Source organism: Streptomyces sp. NPDC048182 (assembly GCF_043202555.1).
Taxonomy (GTDB): Bacteria; Actinomycetota; Actinomycetes; order Streptomycetales; family Streptomycetaceae; genus Streptomyces.
In genome coordinates this window covers 49887-66686 of sequence record NZ_JBIDAQ010000015.1, presented here as the reverse complement: position 1 = coordinate 66686, position 16800 = coordinate 49887, and the positions used below count along the sequence as shown (strand labels likewise).

Below are 16800 nucleotides of genomic sequence, written 5' to 3'. Positions count from 1 at the left end.
AACCACGACCGAGGAACCGCCGCACATGACCGCGCCCCGCATCACCACCGACACCCTGCGCGCCCTGCCCAAGGCCGTGCTCCACGACCACCTCGACGGCGGCCTGCGCCCCGCCACCGTGGTGGAGCTGGCCGGCGCCGTCGGCCACACCCTGCCCACCACCGACCCCGACGAGCTGGCCGCCTGGTACTACGAGGCCGCCAACTCCGGTGATCTGGTGCGCTACATAGCCACCTTCGAGCACACCCTCGCCGTCATGCAGACCCGCGAGGGCCTGCTGCGCACCGCCGAGGAGTACGTCCTCGACCTCGCGGCCGACGGCGTGGTCTACGCGGAGGTGCGCTACGCCCCCGAGCTGATGCTGAAGGGCGGACTGACCCTCGCCGAGGTCGTGGAGACCGTCCAGGAGGGGCTGGCCGCCGGCATGGCCCGGGCGGCGGCAGCGGGCACCCCGGTGCGGGTGGGCACCCTGCTGTGCGGGATGCGGATGTTCGACCGCACCCGCGCGACCGCCGACCTCGCGGTGGCCTTCCGGGACGCGGGCGTCGTCGGCTTCGACATCGCCGGCGCCGAGGACGGCTTCCCGCCCGCCGACCACCTGGACGCCTTCGCGCACCTGCGGAGCGAGAACGTGCCCTTCACCATCCACGCGGGCGAGGCGCACGGCCTGCCCAGCATCCACCAGGCCCTCCAGGTGTGCGGCGCCCAGCGGATCGGGCACGGCGTGCGCATCACCGACGACATCCCGGACCTCGCGGCCGGCAAGCTGGGCCGGCTGGCCGGCTGGGTGCGCGACCGGCGGATCGCCCTGGAGATGTGCCCGACCTCCAACCTGCAGACCGGCGCCGCCACCTCCATCGCCGAGCACCCGATCACCGCGCTGAAGGACCTCGGCTTCCGGGTCACCCTGAACACCGACAACCGCCTCGTCTCCGGCACCACCATGACCCGGGAGATGTCCCTGCTGGTCGAGCAGGCCGGCTGGACGGTCGAGGACCTGCGCACGGTCACGGTGAACGCGGTCAAGAGCGCCTTCATCCCGTTCGACGAGCGCACCGCCCTGCTCCGCGACGTCGTCCTGCCCGGGTACGAGGCGGCCCTGGCCGCCTAGGAAGCGGCCCGCCGGGCGAGCCCCCGCGCGTAGGCGGCCTGGCCGGCGTGCTGGAGGTCGTCGGACACCACGCTGACCAGGCGGGCGCCCAGCGTGACCGGCGGGTCCCAGTTCTCGTCGACGATCCGCTCCAGATCCCCGGCGGTCAGCCCGCGCAGGGCGCCGAGCGTCTGCTCGTGCACGGCGTCGTAGTAGCCGGTGAGCAGGTCGGGGGAGTCGACGCGGACCTTGGCGACCTGGGCGGAGCTGTGCCCGTAGCCGGTGTCGCCGTGGGGCAGGTCCAGGCCGAGCCGCTTCTCCCAGCCCTGGGCCCTGGCCACCTGCTCCAGGCCGAAGGCGTCGGCGATGTGGTCGTCCTGGACGCGCGTGAGGTGCCAGATCAGCCAGGCGACGGAGTTGGCGTCGGCGTCCGGGCGGGCGTTCAGCTCGTCCGGCGTCAGGCCCTCGACGGCGGCGTGCACCTCGTCGCGGATGCGGCCGTGGGCCTCGATGAGGATGTCCTTCGCATGCATGCCTCCACCCTCGCGCACGTCGGCCTCATCCGCTCCCCGTTTCCAGCAGTGCCATCAGCGCCCGGGCGGCGGGGCTGGCGGCGGCGGCCGGCGGCAGCAGGGCCACCGTCTCGTACGCCGTCTCCGGGCTGTCCTTCAGCGGCAGCGAGGTGAGCGAGGCCCGCTTGTGCCGGAAGTGCCGGGGCACGACCGCGACGCCGAGGTTCTCGTCGATCAGGTCGAGCAGCCCGTGCACGTCGTTGACCTCCAGCGACACGGTGCGCCGCACGCCCGCCGCGGCGAAGGCGGCGTCGGTGACCCGGCGCGGGCCCCAGTCCGGGTGGAAGTCCACGAACACCTCGTCGGCCAGGTCGTGCGGGGTCAGCACCGCCGGGCCGGTCGCGAGCCGGTGCCCGGGGTGGCAGAGCACGGTCATCGGCTCGCCGGCCAGCGGGACCGAGCGGAGTTGGTCGGTGTCCTCCCGGATCCGGTAGGCGAAGGCCAGGTCGAGCCGCCCGGCCGCGACCTCGTCGGCCAGCTCGCCGGAACCGGCCTGGCGCAGCCGGATCTCCACGTCCGGGTGGCGGCGCCGGAACGCGGCGAGCAGCCCGGCCACCGGCACCCCGGCGACGCACTGCTCGGTGCCCAGCGACAGTGTGCCGCGCAGCACGCCCTGCACCGCGGCGACCGCCTCGTGCGCCGAGCGCACCTGCGCGAGCACCCGCTCCGCCTCGCCGAGCAGCGCCCGGCCGGCCTCGGTCAGCGTGACCCGGCGGGTGGTCCGCACGAACAGCGGCGTCCCCAGCTCCTTCTCCAGCGCCCTGATCGACGCCGACAGACCCGACTGGGAGACCAGCAGCCGTTCCGCCGCCCGGGTGAAGTGCTGGTCCTCGGCGACCGCGACGAAGTGCTGGAGATGGCGGAGTTCCATACGGGGCAGCCTAGTCATTGAGCAGCGCGGTCGCTGAATCCCATCGGATTCTCCTGTTGGACCTCTCCCCGCAGGTCAGGCCAGAGTGGACACCGACCTCCCTTTGCGAGCCGACCCCTCTGGAGACGCGTTGTACACCGCACACCCCGACCGCTACGCGGACATGCCCTACCGGCGCACCGGACACAGCGGCCTGAAGCTTCCCGCGCTCTCGCTCGGCCTGTGGCACAACTTCGGCCCGGACCGCCCCGTCGAGACCCAGCGCGCCATCCTGCGCCGCGCCTTCGACCTCGGCGTCACCCACTTCGACCTCGCCAACAACTACGGCCCGCCGCCCGGCGCCGCCGAGTCCGCCCTCGGCGAGGCGCTCAAGGCCGACTTCGCCGCGTACCGCGACGAGCTGGTCATCTCCACCAAGGCCGGCTACCTGATGTGGCCGGGGCCGTACGGCGAGTGGGGCTCGCGCAAGTACCTGCTCTCCTCCCTGGACCAGAGCCTCGCCCGGATGGGCCTGGAGTACGTCGACGTCTTCTACTCGCACCGCCCCGACCCGGACACTCCCCTGGAGGAGACGATGGGCGCCCTGCACACCGCGGTGCAGCAGGGCAAGGCGCTCTACGTCGGCGTCTCCAACTACTCCCCGGAGCAGACACGCGAGGCCGCCCGCATACTGGCCGAGCTGGGCACGCCGCTGCTGATCCACCAGCCGCGCTACTCCATGCTGGACCGCCGCCCGGAGACCAGCGGCCTGCTGGACACCCTGGACGAGCTGCGGGTCGGCTCCATCGCCTACTCCCCGCTCGACCAGGGCCTGCTCACCGGCCGCTACCTCGACGGCATCCCGGAGGACTCCCGGGCCGCGAGCGACAGCCCGTTCCTCAACTCCGAGGCCCTCACCACCGAGCTGGTCGGCAAGCTGCGCGCGCTGAACGACATCGCCGCCTCCCGGGGCCAGACCCTGGCCCAGACGGCACTGGCCTGGGTGCTGCGCGGGGGCCGGGTCACCTCGGCCCTGGTCGGCGCGAGCAGCCCGGCGCAGCTGGAGGACAGCGTCGCGGCGATCCAGAACCTGGACTTCGCCCCCGAGGAGCTGGCCGCGATCGACGAGGTCGTCAACGGCTGACGTCCCGCGCGCCGGCCGGGGCGGGCGCCAGGCCGCGGCGGGCACCCGGTCCAGGAAGCCCAGTACGGCCGTGATCCGGCCCGCCGCGTCCAGGGTGATCACATCCGAGCCGGCCACCGGCGCCGAGCCGTCGGCGTCGGCGACCAGCTCCCAGGCGAAGCGCGCCCTGTCGTGATGCCCCTCCACCGGTGAGCCGCCCGCCGGGTCGATCACCCCCGAGGTCATGGCCGCCGCGCGGCCCCGGCCGCAGAGTTTCGGCCAACGGCGGCGCCGAATATGCCAGCAGAGTGGCCGGAAATTCGTGGTGACAGTGGTTCAGGGCTGAACATACTCACCCCTAGGGCGTCTCACACCATGCGACAGCGCCCTCACGCACAGCACACGCGTCACAAGGCCCTCACGCGCAGCACACGATTCCGCACGGACGCCTCCTCCGTCGCCCGACCGGCAGACGGGCCGGGCGACGGGGGAGGGGAGCAGTGCACGACGAATTCCTGTGCCATGTCACCGCCTACGGCGTCTGCCGGGGCCGGCGCGTCGGGGTGCCGCTGGGCACCTACCGCGCCCCGACCCTGGCCCTCGCCCTGTGGTGGCTGCGCGACCGGGCCTCCTGGATAGCCGAGCGCCTCGACCCCCAGCCCGACACCACCCACTTACCCCGCGGCGCCCTGACCCCGGTCGCCGACGACGCCCCCGACGTGCCGCGCGTGCTGCGCACCTGGTGCGCCGACGACGGGCAACAGGAACTGGTCGCCGACGAGTTGGCCGCCGGGCGCCTGGTGCGGGTGGCCACGAGGGACGAGACCACCGAGTACGAACTGATGGCGGAGTCGGTGGACGCGCTGCGGATGCAGCGGGCCGCGCCCGCGCTGGTGCTCCCCGTCGCCTGAGCCCCACCCCGCACCCGCCCCGGTCACCGCCTCGCGCGGCGCCGTCCGTGCCGCCCCGCCCAGCGGGCCCCCAGCGCGCCCAGACAGCCGGCGACCAGCCCCCACAGCAGCGCGAGGCCCACCGCACCGGCCGGCCGGGGGCGCAGGAACAGCTGCCCGGAGAGCCCGCCGCCGAGGTCGCCGATGCCGAGCACCGACAGGCCGTAGCGCGCGGAGATCCGGCAGACCAGGCCGATCATCAGCACGGTGAGCGCCAGCGCCACGCCCAGGTGCCCGGCGACCCGCCAGGCCGGCGTCCCGGCGGGCGAGCGGACCGCCGCGAGGTACCCCGCGGCCAGGAGCAGCACCACGTCCACCACCAGGAGCCACCACGCCCGGCCGTCGTGCTCGGCGAGCGTGCCGAGGTTCAGCGTCGAGACGTCGGGCGTGCGCAGCACCTCGTCGAGCAGCCTGGGCAGCGGCAGCCCGAACGGCCCGTCGACCCGCCCGTCCCAGGTCGCGCCCAGGCCGAGGGTCAGTGCGAGCCACGCCACGTTCGGCAGCCCGAGCAGCAGCAGCGCGAAGGTCTGCGCCGGATGCCCCCGGGTCGCGGCGACCACCAGGCCGATGACGACGCCGACGACCACGTACGCCAGCAGCAGCGCCACCATCGCGTACGCGGCGGGCCGCACCGACGCCTGGAAGCGCGGCAGCCGCCCCGGCAGCGGCGCGTCCCGCGCCACGAGCAGCGCGAGGACCAGCACCCCGGCCAGCCACAGCAGGCCGAACAACACGGTCAGCGGCACATCGGTGGTGAAGCCGATCCTCGGCGCGGCGCCGAACAGGTCGCCCAGGTCCTCCAGCGCGCCGTCGCCGAGGGAGACCCCGAAGGTCTGCCGCGCGGCGAAGGCCAGGGCGAGCAGGCCCAGCAGCCACAGCACCGCGATCCGGCCCGCCCAGCCGGCCAGTTCGGCGGTGCCGGCCACCGCCCGGTGGCGCAGCGGACGCAGGAACCCCCGGGCGACGACCAGGGCGCCGGTCAGCGTGACGGACAGGGGGAGCACGCTCAGCGACGCGTCCGTGTCGACCAGGTCCCCGGCGTTCCCGGACAGCTCGACCGCGCCGCCCACGGCCGAGACGACGGTCGCCGCGGCCACCCGGGGGAACGCGTTGTCCGGCAGGTCCGCCGCACCGGCCGCGAGCAGCCCGAGGACGGCGACGACGCCCATCGCGACCAGCGCGGCCACCACCGTCACCAGCGCCTGGAGCCAGCCGTGCGGGGACGCCTTGCGGGCGGTGGGGGCAGGTGCGCTCACGTCGCCACGCTAAGCAGCCCCTCCACCGCACGCCCGTCGGGCGGGGCCGTACGCGTCGGCCCGCGCCGCGCCCCCGCCGTCCGCTCAGTCGGCCCGGACGACCAGCGCGTGGTCCCCGAGCCCGAGGAGCCGGTCCGGCGCCACCTCGCCCCGGGTCGTGAAGACCGCGAGCAGCCGGCCGGTGCCGGGGTCGAAGGCCGCGTCGAGCACCACTCCGGCCGCGTGCCCGGTCTCGGTCAGGACCCGGCTCTCCAACAGGTCGCGCGCGCCGGGCGCCGGGTCCTCGGCGCGGGCGGCCGGGGACACCAGCAGTCCGGCCGGTCCGGCCGAGCGCATGGCGTCCCATCCCAGGACGGTCTCCCGGCGCAGCAGGCCGCCGCGGACCCGGACGTGGCCCACCCGGCCGGCGGCGGCGTCGAGCACCAGGGAGGTCACCGTGCCCAGCCGCCCGCCCCCGTCCGCCGGCACCACCGGCAGGCCCCGCACCTCGGTGAAGAGCATCACGGCCGCGCACCCCACCCTCCGGGCACCGAGCCGAGCAGCGCCGCGAACCCGGCCAGATCGCCGGCGACGTACCGGACGGTGTCGTCGGGCAGCACCAGCGTCCGGCCGGCGAAGGCGAGATCCTGGCCGCGCGGCAGGTACACCCGGCGCGCGCGGCGGTCGGGGCCCGGCGCGAACCGTTTCACCGCCGCCACCCGGAAGCCGACCACCCGGCCGCCCGTGCCGCCCTCCACCACCACGTCGAGGACCGAGCCGACCTCGGCGCCACCCTCCGTCAGCACCTTCGCGCCGAGCACCCGGGAGCGCAGCGTCTCCAGGTGGCCCGTCAGCGCCGCGGCGCCCACCAGGGCGTGCCGGTCGCGCACCATCACCGCGTCGTGGCCGAGCGCGCGCACGGACGCCCAGGGCAGCGCCTCCCGCAGCGGCCCCGACAGGCCGCGCCCGGTCAGCGTGAAGCCGGCGATCCGGCCGGCCGCCGCGTCCAGGATGGTGTCCTTGACCGAGGCGACCGCGTCCCCGCCCAGGGTGACCACCGGTCTGGTGGTGAGGCTCCGCGCGGTCATCAGTTCGTCCATCGCACACCCTTCCCGCCCTCCGGGTGCCCGCTGCGGGTGTGACGATGCCCGCACTCCCGTACCAGGGGGACTGGGGAGCCGACGTCGGGGTACCAGGACGGGTGCAGTAGCGTCCGGACCAGCCCGGCCCGCCCGGCTTCGAGGAAGACACGTATGACCGAGTACCTGGACGAGGCAGTGATACCGACTGGTTTCGACGTCCCCGTGGAGCCCCTGAGGCAGGCCGCGCACTACACCGGGGACCCGGGGTGCATCGCGGAGGCCCGTGCCTTCGCCTCGCTCTTCCTGGAACAGCTGCGCACCGAGTGGTGCGCCACGGTCGACGGGCGGGTCGAGGGTGCCGTGCTGCTGGTCGTCAGCGAGCTGGTCACCAACGCCGACCGGCACAGCAAGGGGCCCTACATCCTGGAGCTGGAGGGCACCGACGCCTCCGTCTCGGTCACGGTCTACGACAGCAGCGGCGCCGTCCCCCGGCGCTTCCCGCGCGACCCCGAGCGGGTCGGCCGGCACGGCCTGGAGATCGTCCACGCCCTCGCGCGGACCGTCGTCGCCGAGCGGGTGCCGGTCGGCAAGCGGGTCCGGGCCGAACTGCCGCTGTCCGTGGACTGAACACGGGAACGCCGCCCGGCCCGTGGGCCGAGCGGCGCGGTGGGCCGGTGGCGTGCCCGGAGCTTCCTCAGGCGCAGCCCAGCTCGCCGAGCATGCCCTCGCGCAGCCGGCCGATGATGCGCTTGATCAGCCGGGAGACGTGCATCTGCGAGCAGCCCAGCTCCTCGCCGATCTCCGCCTGCGTGGCCTCGTCCACGAACCGCAGGTGCAGGATCCGCCGGTCCCGGTCGCTCAGCTCGGCCATCAGCGGGGCCAGCGAGTGGAAGTCCTCCACCAGCCGCAGCCCTTCCTCCTCGACGCCGATGAAGTCGGCGAGCACCGCCTCGCCGCCCTCGGGCCCGTCACCGGTGAGCGCGGCGTCCAGCGAGGAGGAGTTGTAGCCGTTGGAGGCCAGCCGGCCCTCGACGACCTCCTGCTCGGAGATGTTCATCAGGGTGGCCAGCTCGGCGGTGGTCGGCTCGCGGTCCAGCCGGCTGGACAGCTCCTCGCGCGCCTTGGCCAGCTCCACGCGCAGCTCCTGGAGCCGGCGCGGCACGTGCACGGCCCAGGTCGTGTCGCGGAAGAAGCGCTTGATCTCGCCGACGATGTACGGCAGGGCGAAGGAGGTGAACTCGACCTCGCGCGACAGCTCGAACCGGTCGATGGCCTTGATGAGGCCGATCATGCCGGTCTGGACGACGTCGTCCATGTCGTCGCCGCGGCCCCGGAAGCGGCCGGCCGCGAACCGGACGAGCGACATGTTCATCTCGATCAGGGTGTTGCGCGCGTACTGGTACTCGTGGGTGCCCTCCGTCAGTTCCGACAGGCGCTGGAAGAACTGGCGGGACAGCTGCCGCGCGTCACGCGGGGCCACGGAGCGGGGGTCCGTGACGCCGGGCAGCCCACAGCCCGCGCTGTCCGCGATCACCTCGACGACCTGTGCCTCCGGCCGGAACACGGCGGTGTCCATTACCTCTCCCTCTCCCACGGCGATACGCACGACGATGCGGCGACATCTCGGACGGACGTCCCCACGGACGCCTCCCTGCGGTTGTAACCCATCTGCTCGCCTACCCGCCAGCGCCGGGCCCATGCCTGCCGATTTCTTCCGGGTTTCCCTGAGGGCGGAACACCGCACCCTTGCCCCGGCCGTCCCGGTCCCTAGGCTGAGGTGATGAGCAGCCACGTGCCGAACGCAGTCCGTGTCGTCGCCCTGCGCCCCGCCGCGCGCGAGCCCCTCTGGCGCGACCTGGTCGGGGAGGTCCTGCGCCGGGTGCGCCGGGCCCAGGGGCGGACCCTGAAGGACGTGGCGGACGCCGCCCGGATCTCCATGCCGTACCTGTCGGAGGTGGAGCGCGGGCGCAAGGAGGCGTCCTCGGAGGTGCTGGCCGCCGCCGCGGGCGCCCTGGGCCTGACCCTCGGCGACCTGCTGGCCCAGGTGCACGGGGAGCTGATCCGCGTCACCGCCCACCACGCCACCTCCGCGACCGGCCACGCCGCCTCCGCCCCCCGCCACGGCGGTCTGTGCCTGGCCGCCTGACTCCCGACGGACCCGCCCGGTCCGGCGCACCTCCCCCGCGGGGCGCCGGACGCGGACGCTCAGCCGTGCAGCTGCCTGCGGGTGAGCACCTGGTCGGCCAGCCCGTAGGCCACCGCCTCCTCGGCCGTGAAGACCTTGTCGCGGTCCATGTCGGCGCGCAGGGTCGCCGGGTCGTGCCGGGTGTGCCGGGCCAGCACCTCCTCGACCTGGGCGCGGATGCGGACCATCTCCTTGGCCCGCAGCGCGAGGTCGGAGACCGTGCCCTGGCTGCCGCCGCTGGCCGGCTGGCCGAGCAGCACCCGGGCGTGTTCGAGGACGAAGCGGTGCCCCTCGTCGCCGCCGGCCAGCAGCACCGCCGCGGTGGACGCCGCCTGGCCCACGCAGTAGGTGGAGATCGGCGCCTGCACGAAGGCCATCGTGTCGTAGATGGCCATCAGCGACGTGAACGAGCCGCCCGGGGAATTCAGGTAGATCGAGATCTCCCGCTCCGGCTCCGCGGACTCCAGGTGGAGCAGCTGCGCGATGACGACGTTGGCCACGCCGTCGTCGATCTCGGTGCCCAGGAAGATGATCCGTTCCGACAGCAGCCGGCTGAACACGTCGTAGGACCGCTCGCCGCGCGGGGTGCGCTCGACGACGTTCGGAATCGTGTACGTGCCCATGTCAGAGCCCCATCCGTCGCCGCGCCACGGCCGGGCGGATGTCCGCGAGGGACGTCACCACCCGGTCCACCATGCCGTACTCCTTGGCCTCCTCGGCCGTGAACCAGCGGTCCCGGTCGCCGTCGCGGGAGATGGTCTCCGGACTCTGGCCGGTGTGCTCGGCGGTGATCCGCTCGATGGTCCGCTTGGTGAAGTCCAGGTTGTCCGCCTGGATCTCGATGTCGGCGGTGGTGCCGCCGATTCCCGCGGAGGGCTGGTGCATCATCACCCGCGCGTTCGGCAGGGCGTAGCGCTTGCCCGCCGCCCCGACGCTGAGCAGGAACTGCCCCATGCTGGCGGCGAACCCCATGACCAGCGTCGAGACGTCGTTGGGGACCAGCCGCATCGTGTCGTAGATGGCCAGGCCCGCGTGGACCGAGCCGCCGGGGCTGTTGACGAACAGGCTGATGTCGGCGCGCGGGTCCTCGTCGGACAGGATGAGCAGCTGGGCGCAGATCCGGTTCGCGGAGACCTCGTCCACCTGCGTGCCGAGCACCACCACGCGCTGGGCGAGCAGCGCGGTGGCCAGGTGGTCGTCGAACGGGGACGGCGGGGCGTCGCTCTCCTGGGCGAAGGGCGAGCGGACCGGCGCGGGGCCGGCGGTGAAGGGGGACATGGGGCTCCTTGTCGGGCCGGGAGTGAGGTGCGCGGCGATCGGCGCCGCACCACCACTCTTGACCCCCGGACGCCCCCTGCGGACCTTTCTCTGCCGGTGGCAGATTCGCCGCCGGCAGAACGCTCAGCCGGCCGCGCGCTCCCGCAACTCCCGGAAGAACGCCCGCACATCGCCGGTGAACAGGCCCGGCTCCTCCATCGCCGCGAAGTGCCCGCCCCGGTCGAACTCCGTCCGCCTTGTGCCGCAGCGGGATCTGCGGGTCGCCGGGGAACAGTGCGAGCCCGGTCGGCGCGGCCGACGGCAAGTGCGGGGCGGCGACCCGGCCGCCGGTGGCGTGCGCCCGCTCGTAGCGGGGCCGGCCCCGACAGGCCGAAGCCCGGGATGCTCGGCAGCACCACGTGGAAGGCGTCGGCCGGGTCGCCGCCGGGTCGGTCAGAGATTGGTCGGCCCCCGGCCGATGAGTTCCGTGGCGCGCGCCGGTCGTTACTGCTGACCGCTTCACCCCACGACCCGGGAGGTACCCATGGCCACCGACGGATTCGTCACCTGTCTCTGGTTCGACGGCAAGGCGGAGGAGGCCGCGCGGTTCTACACCTCGGTGTTCAAGGACTCCAGCGTCGGCGACACCACCTACTACCCCGACGACGCGCCCGGCGCCCAGGCCGGCGCCGCGCTCACCGTCGACTTCACGGCCAACGGCCAGCGCTTCGTCGGGCTCAACGGCGGTCCGGAGTTCACGTTCAACGAGGCGATCTCCTTCCAGATCATGTGCGAGGACCAGCAGGAGGTCGACCACTACTCGGCCCGGCTCATCGAGGACGGCGGCGAGCAGGGCCCCTGCGGCTGGGTCAAGGACCGCTTCGGGGTCTCCTGGCAGGTCGTGCCGGAGGCGATGCTCCGGATGCACCGCGACCCCGACCCCGCGAAGGCCAAGCGGGTCTTCGGCGCCATGATGCAGATGCACAAGCTCGACATCGCCGCCCTGGAGAAGGCGTACGCCGGCGAGTGAGACGCCGCCGCGCGCGACCTCGCCGGCATGACTAGCGTGAGACACACCGGGACCGCATTCGCACGGAGGGCCGCAGCCATGGCCGTACAACCCGAAGGAACCCCCTGCTGGGCCGACGCGATGTTCAAGGACGTCGAGGAGGCCAAACGCTTCTACGGCGAGGTCCTCGGCTGGACCTTCGGCGAGGCGTCGACCGAGTTCGGCGGCTACACCCAGGCGTTCGCCGACGGCAAGGCGGTGGCCGCCGTGGTGCCGCCCATGCCCGGCCAGGAGGAGGAGGAGTCGCAGTGGTGCCTCTACTTCGCCTCCCGGGACGCCGCCGCGACGGCCGACCGGATCCGGCAGGCCGGCGGTGAGGTCGTCCTGGAGCCGATGACCGTCGGCGACCTGGGCACGATGTGCATCGCCCGCGACCCGAGCGGCGTGGCGTTCGGCGTCTGGCAGGCCGGCCGCCACGAGGGCTTCGAGGCGGTCGCCGAACCCGGCGCCTACTGCTGGGCGGAGGCGTACACCCGCGAGCCCGGGCGGACCGACGCCTTCTTCCCGGCCGTCTTCCCCTCCTACACGACCAAGCGGATGGAGGCCGACGGGGGCGGTGACTTCCGCGTCTGGGAGGTCGACGGCGGCCCGGTGCTCGGCCGCATGGTCATGACCAGCGGCGACTTCCCGCCCGAGGTGGCGCCCTTCGTCAACCTCTACTTCGCCGTCCCCGACTGCGACGCCGCGGTGGAGCGGGCGACCGGGCTCGGCGGCACGGTGCGGTTCGGGCCGATGGACTCCCCCTTCGGCCGGTTCGCCACGCTCGCCGACCCGTACGGCGCGAGCTTCACGGTGATCGACGTCGCCCGCACGACCGGCGAGGTCCCGAAGCTCACCGACGTCGCCTGAACCGCGTGCCGCGGCCCGCACGGGCCGTGGCATGATCGGGCGCATGCAGCAACGAGTGGTGGCCGCGTGCGACGGGGCTTCGAAGGGAAACCCCGGGCCGGCCGGCTGGGCCTGGGTGGTCGGCGACGAGTCCGCGGCGGGCGCGGCCCGCTGGGAGGCCGGCCCGCTCGGCCGGACCACCAACAACGTGGCCGAACTGACCGCCCTGGAACGGCTCCTCGCCGCGACCGACCCCGGCGTCCCGCTCGAGGTCCGGATGGACTCCCAGTACGCCATGAAGGCCGTCACCACCTGGCTGCCCGGCTGGAAGCGCAACGGCTGGAAGACGTCCGCCGGCAAGCCGGTCGCCAACCAGGAGCTGGTCGTCGCCATCGACGCGCTCCTCGACGGCCGCTCGGTCGAGTTCCGCTACGTGCCCGCCCACCAGGTCGACGGCGACCCGCTCAACGACTTCGCCGACCGCGCCGCCAGCCAGGCCGCCACCGCGCAGGCACCCGCCGGCAGCGGCCTCGGCTCCCCGGAGCCCCCGCCCTCGGCGGCCGTCCCGGCGGCCCGCAAGGCGCCCCGCGGCAAGCCCGGCGCCGCCCGCTCCACGTCCGGCGGCGGCTCCTCGCGCACCCTGAAGGCGAAGTTCCCCGGCCGCTGCGTGTGCGGCCGCCCCTACGCGGCCGGCGAGACGATCGCCAAGAACGACCAGGGCTGGGGCCACCCGGAGTGCCGCACGGCGACCACCGGGTAGCCCCGGAACGGAGTGCGGCGACTGCTACCCTGCGTCGTCAGTCAATCGCTCTCAGTTCCCACAGGGGTCACCCGTGAAGGTCGTCTGCGTCGGCGGCGGGCCCGCCGGCCTGTATCTGTCGATCCTGCTCAAGCTCCAGGACCCGTCCCACGACGTCACGGTCCACGAACGCGACCCCGAGGGCTCCACCTACGGCTGGGGCGTCACCTACTGGCGCGGGCTCCTCGACCGGCTGCACGCCCGCGACCCGGAGTCGGCGCGCGCCGTCGAGGCGGCCTCCGTCAGCTGGACCGACGGCGTCGCCCGGGTCCGCGACGAGACCACCCGGCACCACGGCGACCAGGGCTTCGGCATCGGCCGCCACCGGCTCCTGGAGATCCTCACCGCCCGGGCCCGCGCGCTCGGCGTCCGCCTGGAGTTCGGGCAGGAGGTCACCGAAGAGCCCGCCGCCGACCTGGTAGTGGCCGCCGACGGCGTCGGCAGCGCCCTGCGTACCCGGCACGCCGGCCACTTCGGCGCCGAGGCGCGCCCCGGGCGCAACCACTACCTCTGGCTCGGCACCCCCAAGGTCCTCGACGCCTTCACCTTCGCCTTCGTGGAGAGCGAGCACGGCTGGATCTGGGCGTACGGCTACCCGTACGGACCCGAGGGCAGCACCTGCGTCGTCGAGTGCGCCCCGGACACCTTCACCGGCCTCGGCCTGGACCGCGCCGACGCGGCCGAGGGGCTGGTCCTGCTGGAGAAGCTCTTCGCGGACCTCCTCGACGGCCACCCCCTGACCGACCGGGCGCCCGGCGGCCCGCCCGCCCGCTGGGGTACCTTCCGCACCCTCACCAACCGCGCCTGGTCCCGGGACGCCCTGGTCCTGCTCGGCGACGCCGCCCACACCACCCACTACTCCATCGGCGCCGGCACCACCCTCGCCCTGGAGGACGCCATGGCCCTGGCCGACGCGCTGGGGGCGTCCCCGGGCGACCTGCCCGGCGCCCTCGCCCGCTACGAGCGCGAGCGCCGGGCCGCGCTGCTCCCGGCGCAGAGCGCCGCCCGGCACAGCGCCCAGTGGTACGAGAACCTGCCCCGCTACATCGGCCTGCCCCCGGAGCGGATGTTCGCGTTGCTCGGCCAGCGTCACTCGCCGCTGCTGCCGTACGTCCCGCCCCAGCTGTACTACCGCGTCGACCGCGCCGCCGGGCGGCTGGCGGCGCTGCGCCGGCTCAAGCGGTGGCTGGGCCCCCGCATCGCGCGGGCGGCGTCGCGCGGGTGACAGACTGGGCGGCATGGACGAGCGCACTTTCGACAGGTCGGGACAGCACGCCTCGGTGATCGGACTCGGCACCTGGCAACTCGGGGCCGACTGGGGAGACGTGGACGACAAGGACGCCCTGGCCGTCCTGGAGGCAGCGGCCGAGTCGGGGGTGACCTTCTTCGACACCGCCGACGTCTACGGCGACGGCCGCAGCGAGCGGACCATCGCCTCCTTCCTCAGCGGCCGGCCCGACCTGCACGTCATGGTCGCCACCAAGATGGGCCGCCGGGTCGAGCAGATCCCGCAGAACTACGTCCTCGCCAACTTCCGCGAGTGGAACGACCGCTCCCGGCGCAACCTCGGCGTCGACGTCCTCGACCTGGTGCAGCTGCACTGCCCGCCGACCCCGGTCTACTCCTCCGACGAGGTCTTCGACGCCCTGGACACCCTGGTCGAGGAGGAGCGGATCACGGCGTACGGCGTCAGCGTGGAGACCGCCGCCGAGGCGCTGACCGCTATCGCCCGGCCGCATGTGGCCGGCGTGCAGATCATCCTCAACCCGTTCCGCATGAAGCCCCTCGCCGAGGTGCTGCCCGCGGCCCGGGCGGCGGGCGTCGGTGTCATCGCCCGGGTGCCGCTGGCCTCGGGGCTGCTGTCCGGCAAGTACACCAAGGACACCGTCTTCGCCGCCGACGATCACCGCACCTTCAACCGGCACGGCGAGGCGTTCGACCAGGGCGAGACCTTCGCCGGCGTCGACTTCGCCACCGGCGTGGAGGCCGCCGCCGAGTTCGCCGCGCTGGCCCCCGAGGGCTTCACCCCGGCCCAGCTCGCGCTGCGCTGGATCGTCCAGCAGCCCGGCGTCACCACCGTGATCCCCGGCGCCCGCTCGCCCGAGCAGGCCCGGGCCAACACGGACGCCGCCCGGCTGCCGGAGCTGTCCGAGGAGACGCTCGCCGCCGTCCGCGACCTCTACGAACGGCGCGTCAAGGACCAGGTGGAGGGCCGCTGGTAGGCCGGAGCAGGGGGCTCACGGCTCCAGGTGCAGCTCCCGCTCCCGCTCCTGGTCGCCGGCGGCGGCGCCCTCGTCGCGGGCGGTGAAGGCGCCGGAGAGCGTCCGGCTCGCCGCCTCGACGGCCCCCGGGGTGCCCTGCAGGGTGACCGTCAGCGCCGAGGAGAGGCGGCCGCCCGTCGCCTCGGGCGCCGCTGCCGACTCCACGCCGGCCGGGGCGTCGAACACGGCGGTGCGGACGGTGGCCTGCTCGTCGGACGGCGGGTCGGCGGGCGCCCCGAAGACACCCTCCAGAGCGCGGACCACCGTCCGCGCGTCCTCGACGTCGCCGCCGCTGAGCGTCACGGTGAGCTGAGTGTCGGACATCCTTCGCCTTTCTCCTGATCCGGTCCTGGTCCCGGCCCGTGTAACCGCCCGCCGGTCGCTCAAACCGGCCGCGCCGCCCGCTGGGGAGGCCCGGTCCGCGCGGGGAACACGGGTAAGGACCAGGGACGGAAGAGACCGAGGCAGCGGGAGGAACGGTGACCGACGGCGCGGACGCGGCGAGGGACGCGAGCGGGCGCACGGGGCGGGACGAGAGCGCCGAGGAGCGGGCGGACCGGATGTGGTCCGACCTGATCCAGGAGGTGCGCGTCGCCCAGACCGGGGTGCAGATCCTCTTCGGCTTCCTGCTCACCGTGGTGTTCACGGACAAGTACGACCACCTGTCCGCCGTCGACCGGCGGATCTACCTGATCACGGTGGTCCTCGGGGCGCTGACCACCGGCTCGCTGGTCGGCCCCGTCTCCCTGCACCGCCTGGTCTCCGGGCGGCGGGTCAAGCCGCGGGCGGTGCGGCTGGCCTCACTGATGACCCTGTTCGGACTCGTGCTGCTGCTCGCCACCATGACCGCGGCACTGCTGCTGATCCTGCGGGTCGCCACGCACGACGGATTCGTGCCCTACCTGGTGTCCGGCGTGGTGCTCTGGTACCTGGTGTGGTGGTTCGGGGTGCCCCTGTGGACCCGGCACCGCCACACCTCGCGCTGACGCCTCCGGCCGGCGCCCCGGCCCTGGCGGGGCCCGTTCAGCCCTCGGCCATGATCTCCGCGAGGAAGTCGTCCACGCACACCTGCTCCTCGCCCGGCCGGACCGCGGCGTGCGTGTCGCGCAGGAAGGCGGCGACGGCCGCGGCCCAGACGTAGACCACGGCCCGGTGCCGGTCGCCGTCGGTCCGGCTGTCGCCGAGGAACTCCATGCGCAGCTCCTCCCACAGGCCCCGCGACTCAGGCCGCAGCCGCACGTCGCCGACGCCGACCGGCCGCAGCAGTCCCTCGCCCACCATCTCCCGGTCCAGCGTCCAGCGGGCCAGCACCCGGCCGTCGTGGCTGAACACCACGGTCAGCGCGAAGGGGTCCGCCGAGTCGTAGCTCAGGTGGGCGAGCACCGGGAAACGCTCGGTGTCGCCCGCCTGGAGCTGCACGACCAGGGACTTGTGCACGAGGGAGTTCACGTCAGGGGCCTCCGGGAGAAAGGGCGTAGAGACCCCTACTACCCCGCTCT

The 16800-nt window shown here is 74.0% G+C and carries 21 protein-coding genes and 2 pseudogenes; 11 read left to right on the top strand and 12 right to left on the bottom strand.

Features of this window, described 5'->3' with window-relative positions; translation table 11 throughout:
• The first annotated feature begins 25 nt into the window (after positions 1-25).
• Positions 26-1111 (top strand): adenosine deaminase, encoded by a 1086-nt coding sequence (locus tag ACGFZL_RS25950; RefSeq protein WP_393695184.1) that lies wholly within the window; start codon positions 26-28, stop codon positions 1109-1111.
• On the opposite strand, the gene ACGFZL_RS25945 is transcribed toward ACGFZL_RS25950, so the two are convergent.
• Together ACGFZL_RS25945 and ACGFZL_RS25940 are read right to left on the bottom strand one after the other, a co-directional pair.
• Positions 1108-1623, bottom strand: coding sequence for a mycothiol transferase (locus ACGFZL_RS25945; RefSeq protein ID WP_393695182.1), 516 nt, complete (start codon positions 1621-1623; stop codon positions 1108-1110). The two genes, ACGFZL_RS25950 and ACGFZL_RS25945, sit on opposite strands and share 4 nt — an antisense overlap.
• 25 nt (positions 1624-1648) lie before the next feature.
• Positions 1649-2533, bottom strand: a complete 885-nt coding sequence (locus ACGFZL_RS25940) for a LysR family transcriptional regulator (RefSeq protein WP_393695180.1) — start codon at positions 2531-2533, stop codon at positions 1649-1651.
• 130 nt (positions 2534-2663) lie between these two features.
• On the opposite strand from ACGFZL_RS25940, the gene mgrA reads away from it, so the two are divergent.
• The gene (gene mgrA, locus ACGFZL_RS25935) at positions 2664-3656 is read left to right on the top strand and encodes an L-glyceraldehyde 3-phosphate reductase (protein WP_393695178.1); all 993 of its coding nucleotides are present in this window, start codon (positions 2664-2666) and stop codon (positions 3654-3656) included.
• A gap of 30 nt (positions 3657-3686) precedes the next feature.
• Here the strand turns inward: mgrA and ACGFZL_RS25930 are convergent.
• A pseudogene (locus tag ACGFZL_RS25930) lies at positions 3687-3842 on the bottom strand (nuclear transport factor 2 family protein); the annotation flags it as partial.
• Positions 3843-4135: 293 nt separating this feature from the next.
• Between ACGFZL_RS25930 and ACGFZL_RS25925 the strand changes: the two are divergent.
• The gene (locus tag ACGFZL_RS25925; RefSeq protein ID WP_355175679.1) at positions 4136-4546 is read left to right on the top strand and encodes a hypothetical protein; all 411 of its coding nucleotides are present in this window, start codon (positions 4136-4138) and stop codon (positions 4544-4546) included.
• A gap of 23 nt (positions 4547-4569) precedes the next feature.
• On the opposite strand, the gene ACGFZL_RS25920 is transcribed toward ACGFZL_RS25925, so the two are convergent.
• The 3 genes from ACGFZL_RS25920 to ACGFZL_RS25910 form a co-directional block, all read right to left on the bottom strand.
• Positions 4570-5841: a streptophobe family protein gene (locus tag ACGFZL_RS25920; protein ID WP_393695176.1), complete on the bottom strand. Its 1272-nt coding sequence runs from the start codon at positions 5839-5841 to the stop codon at positions 4570-4572.
• A gap of 84 nt (positions 5842-5925) precedes the next feature.
• Positions 5926-6342, bottom strand: coding sequence for a PRC-barrel domain-containing protein (locus ACGFZL_RS25915; protein WP_393695387.1), 417 nt, complete (start codon positions 6340-6342; stop codon positions 5926-5928).
• Positions 6342-6920, bottom strand: a complete 579-nt coding sequence (locus ACGFZL_RS25910; RefSeq protein ID WP_393695174.1) for a PRC-barrel domain-containing protein — start codon at positions 6918-6920, stop codon at positions 6342-6344. Before ACGFZL_RS25910 ends, ACGFZL_RS25915 begins: the two co-directional genes overlap by 1 nt.
• A gap of 153 nt (positions 6921-7073) precedes the next feature.
• Between ACGFZL_RS25910 and ACGFZL_RS25905 the strand changes: the two genes are divergently transcribed.
• On the top strand, positions 7074-7529 hold the full coding sequence (locus ACGFZL_RS25905; protein ID WP_393695172.1) for an ATP-binding protein: 456 nt from the start codon (positions 7074-7076) through the stop codon (positions 7527-7529).
• A 67-nt stretch (positions 7530-7596) separates the two neighbouring features.
• Here ACGFZL_RS25905 and ACGFZL_RS25900 read toward each other — a convergent pair whose 3' ends face one another.
• Positions 7597-8478 carry an RNA polymerase sigma factor SigF gene (locus tag ACGFZL_RS25900; RefSeq protein WP_393695170.1) on the bottom strand — a complete coding sequence of 294 codons (882 nt, stop codon included), beginning with the start codon at positions 8476-8478 and terminating at the stop codon, positions 7597-7599.
• Between the two features lie 204 nt (positions 8479-8682).
• Between ACGFZL_RS25900 and ACGFZL_RS25895 the strand changes: the two genes are divergently transcribed.
• A complete protein-coding gene (locus tag ACGFZL_RS25895; RefSeq protein WP_393695168.1) occupies positions 8683-9048 on the top strand; it encodes a helix-turn-helix domain-containing protein in 366 nt (121 codons plus the stop codon).
• Positions 9049-9107: 59 nt separating this feature from the next.
• Here the strand turns inward: ACGFZL_RS25895 and ACGFZL_RS25890 are convergent, their stop codons facing one another.
• From ACGFZL_RS25890 to ACGFZL_RS25880, 3 genes and pseudogenes are all read right to left on the bottom strand, one after another.
• Positions 9108-9710 (bottom strand): ATP-dependent Clp protease proteolytic subunit, encoded by a 603-nt coding sequence (locus ACGFZL_RS25890; protein WP_355175673.1) that lies wholly within the window; start codon positions 9708-9710, stop codon positions 9108-9110.
• A gap of 1 nt (position 9711) precedes the next feature.
• Positions 9712-10365 carry an ATP-dependent Clp protease proteolytic subunit gene (locus ACGFZL_RS25885; RefSeq protein ID WP_355175719.1) on the bottom strand — a complete coding sequence of 218 codons (654 nt, stop codon included), beginning with the start codon at positions 10363-10365 and terminating at the stop codon, positions 9712-9714.
• Positions 10366-10488: 123 nt separating this feature from the next.
• Positions 10489-10714, bottom strand: a pseudogene (locus ACGFZL_RS25880) (epoxide hydrolase); the annotation flags it as partial.
• 174 nt (positions 10715-10888) lie between these two features.
• Here ACGFZL_RS25880 and ACGFZL_RS25875 point away from each other — a divergent pair.
• The 5 genes from ACGFZL_RS25875 (at position 10889) to ACGFZL_RS25855 (ending at position 15262) form a co-directional block, all read left to right on the top strand.
• A complete protein-coding gene (locus tag ACGFZL_RS25875) occupies positions 10889-11374 on the top strand; it encodes a VOC family protein (protein ID WP_393695165.1) in 486 nt (161 codons plus the stop codon).
• 78 nt (positions 11375-11452) lie between these two features.
• The gene (locus ACGFZL_RS25870) at positions 11453-12262 is read left to right on the top strand and encodes a VOC family protein (protein ID WP_393695163.1); all 810 of its coding nucleotides are present in this window, start codon (positions 11453-11455) and stop codon (positions 12260-12262) included.
• Positions 12263-12293: 31 nt separating this feature from the next.
• Positions 12294-13001, top strand: a complete 708-nt coding sequence (locus ACGFZL_RS25865) for a ribonuclease H (RefSeq protein WP_393695161.1) — start codon at positions 12294-12296, stop codon at positions 12999-13001.
• Between the two features lie 73 nt (positions 13002-13074).
• Positions 13075-14265, top strand: coding sequence for an FAD-dependent monooxygenase (locus tag ACGFZL_RS25860; protein ID WP_393695159.1), 1191 nt, complete (start codon positions 13075-13077; stop codon positions 14263-14265).
• Between the two features lie 13 nt (positions 14266-14278).
• The gene (locus ACGFZL_RS25855; RefSeq protein ID WP_355175668.1) at positions 14279-15262 is read left to right on the top strand and encodes an aldo/keto reductase; all 984 of its coding nucleotides are present in this window, start codon (positions 14279-14281) and stop codon (positions 15260-15262) included.
• 15 nt (positions 15263-15277) lie between these two features.
• On the opposite strand, the gene ACGFZL_RS25850 is transcribed toward ACGFZL_RS25855, so the two are convergent.
• Entirely contained in the window at positions 15278-15625 is a 348-nt protein-coding gene (locus tag ACGFZL_RS25850; protein ID WP_355175667.1) for a hypothetical protein, read from the bottom strand.
• A gap of 236 nt (positions 15626-15861) precedes the next feature.
• Between ACGFZL_RS25850 and ACGFZL_RS25845 the strand changes: the two genes are divergently transcribed.
• Complete coding sequence (locus ACGFZL_RS25845) at positions 15862-16287, top strand: DUF6328 family protein (protein WP_355175718.1); 426 nt, start codon at positions 15862-15864, stop codon at positions 16285-16287.
• A gap of 37 nt (positions 16288-16324) precedes the next feature.
• Here ACGFZL_RS25845 and ACGFZL_RS25840 read toward each other — a convergent pair whose 3' ends face one another.
• Complete coding sequence (locus ACGFZL_RS25840; RefSeq protein ID WP_393695156.1) at positions 16325-16750, bottom strand: SsgA family sporulation/cell division regulator; 426 nt, start codon at positions 16748-16750, stop codon at positions 16325-16327.
• Between the last annotated feature and the right edge of the window lie 50 nt (positions 16751-16800).

Bases quoted from the DNA above. Each gene is read 5' to 3' on its own strand.
- ACGFZL_RS25950 (WP_393695184.1), top strand. From the start codon at position 26: ATGACCGCGCCCCGCATCACCACCGACACCCTGCGCGCCCTGCCCAAG.
- ACGFZL_RS25945 (WP_393695182.1), bottom strand. From the start codon at position 1,623: ATGCATGCGAAGGACATCCTCATCGAGGCCCACGGCCGCATCCGCGAC.
- ACGFZL_RS25940 (WP_393695180.1), bottom strand. From the start codon at position 2,533: ATGGAACTCCGCCATCTCCAGCACTTCGTCGCGGTCGCCGAGGACCAG.
- ACGFZL_RS25915 (WP_393695387.1), bottom strand. From the start codon at position 6,342: ATGCTCTTCACCGAGGTGCGGGGCCTGCCGGTGGTGCCGGCGGACGGG.
- ACGFZL_RS25910 (WP_393695174.1), bottom strand. From the start codon at position 6,920: ATGGACGAACTGATGACCGCGCGGAGCCTCACCACCAGACCGGTGGTC.
- ACGFZL_RS25905 (WP_393695172.1), top strand. From the start codon at position 7,074: ATGACCGAGTACCTGGACGAGGCAGTGATACCGACTGGTTTCGACGTC.
- ACGFZL_RS25900 (WP_393695170.1), bottom strand. From the start codon at position 8,478: ATGGACACCGCCGTGTTCCGGCCGGAGGCACAGGTCGTCGAGGTGATC.
- ACGFZL_RS25895 (WP_393695168.1), top strand. From the start codon at position 8,683: ATGAGCAGCCACGTGCCGAACGCAGTCCGTGTCGTCGCCCTGCGCCCC.
- ACGFZL_RS25890 (WP_355175673.1), bottom strand. From the start codon at position 9,710: ATGGGCACGTACACGATTCCGAACGTCGTCGAGCGCACCCCGCGCGGC.
- ACGFZL_RS25885 (WP_355175719.1), bottom strand. From the start codon at position 10,365: ATGTCCCCCTTCACCGCCGGCCCCGCGCCGGTCCGCTCGCCCTTCGCC.
- ACGFZL_RS25875 (WP_393695165.1), top strand. From the start codon at position 10,889: ATGGCCACCGACGGATTCGTCACCTGTCTCTGGTTCGACGGCAAGGCG.
- ACGFZL_RS25870 (WP_393695163.1), top strand. From the start codon at position 11,453: ATGGCCGTACAACCCGAAGGAACCCCCTGCTGGGCCGACGCGATGTTC.
- ACGFZL_RS25865 (WP_393695161.1), top strand. From the start codon at position 12,294: ATGATCGGGCGCATGCAGCAACGAGTGGTGGCCGCGTGCGACGGGGCT.
- ACGFZL_RS25855 (WP_355175668.1), top strand. From the start codon at position 14,279: ATGGACGAGCGCACTTTCGACAGGTCGGGACAGCACGCCTCGGTGATC.
- ACGFZL_RS25850 (WP_355175667.1), bottom strand. From the start codon at position 15,625: ATGTCCGACACTCAGCTCACCGTGACGCTCAGCGGCGGCGACGTCGAG.
- ACGFZL_RS25845 (WP_355175718.1), top strand. From the start codon at position 15,862: ATGTGGTCCGACCTGATCCAGGAGGTGCGCGTCGCCCAGACCGGGGTG.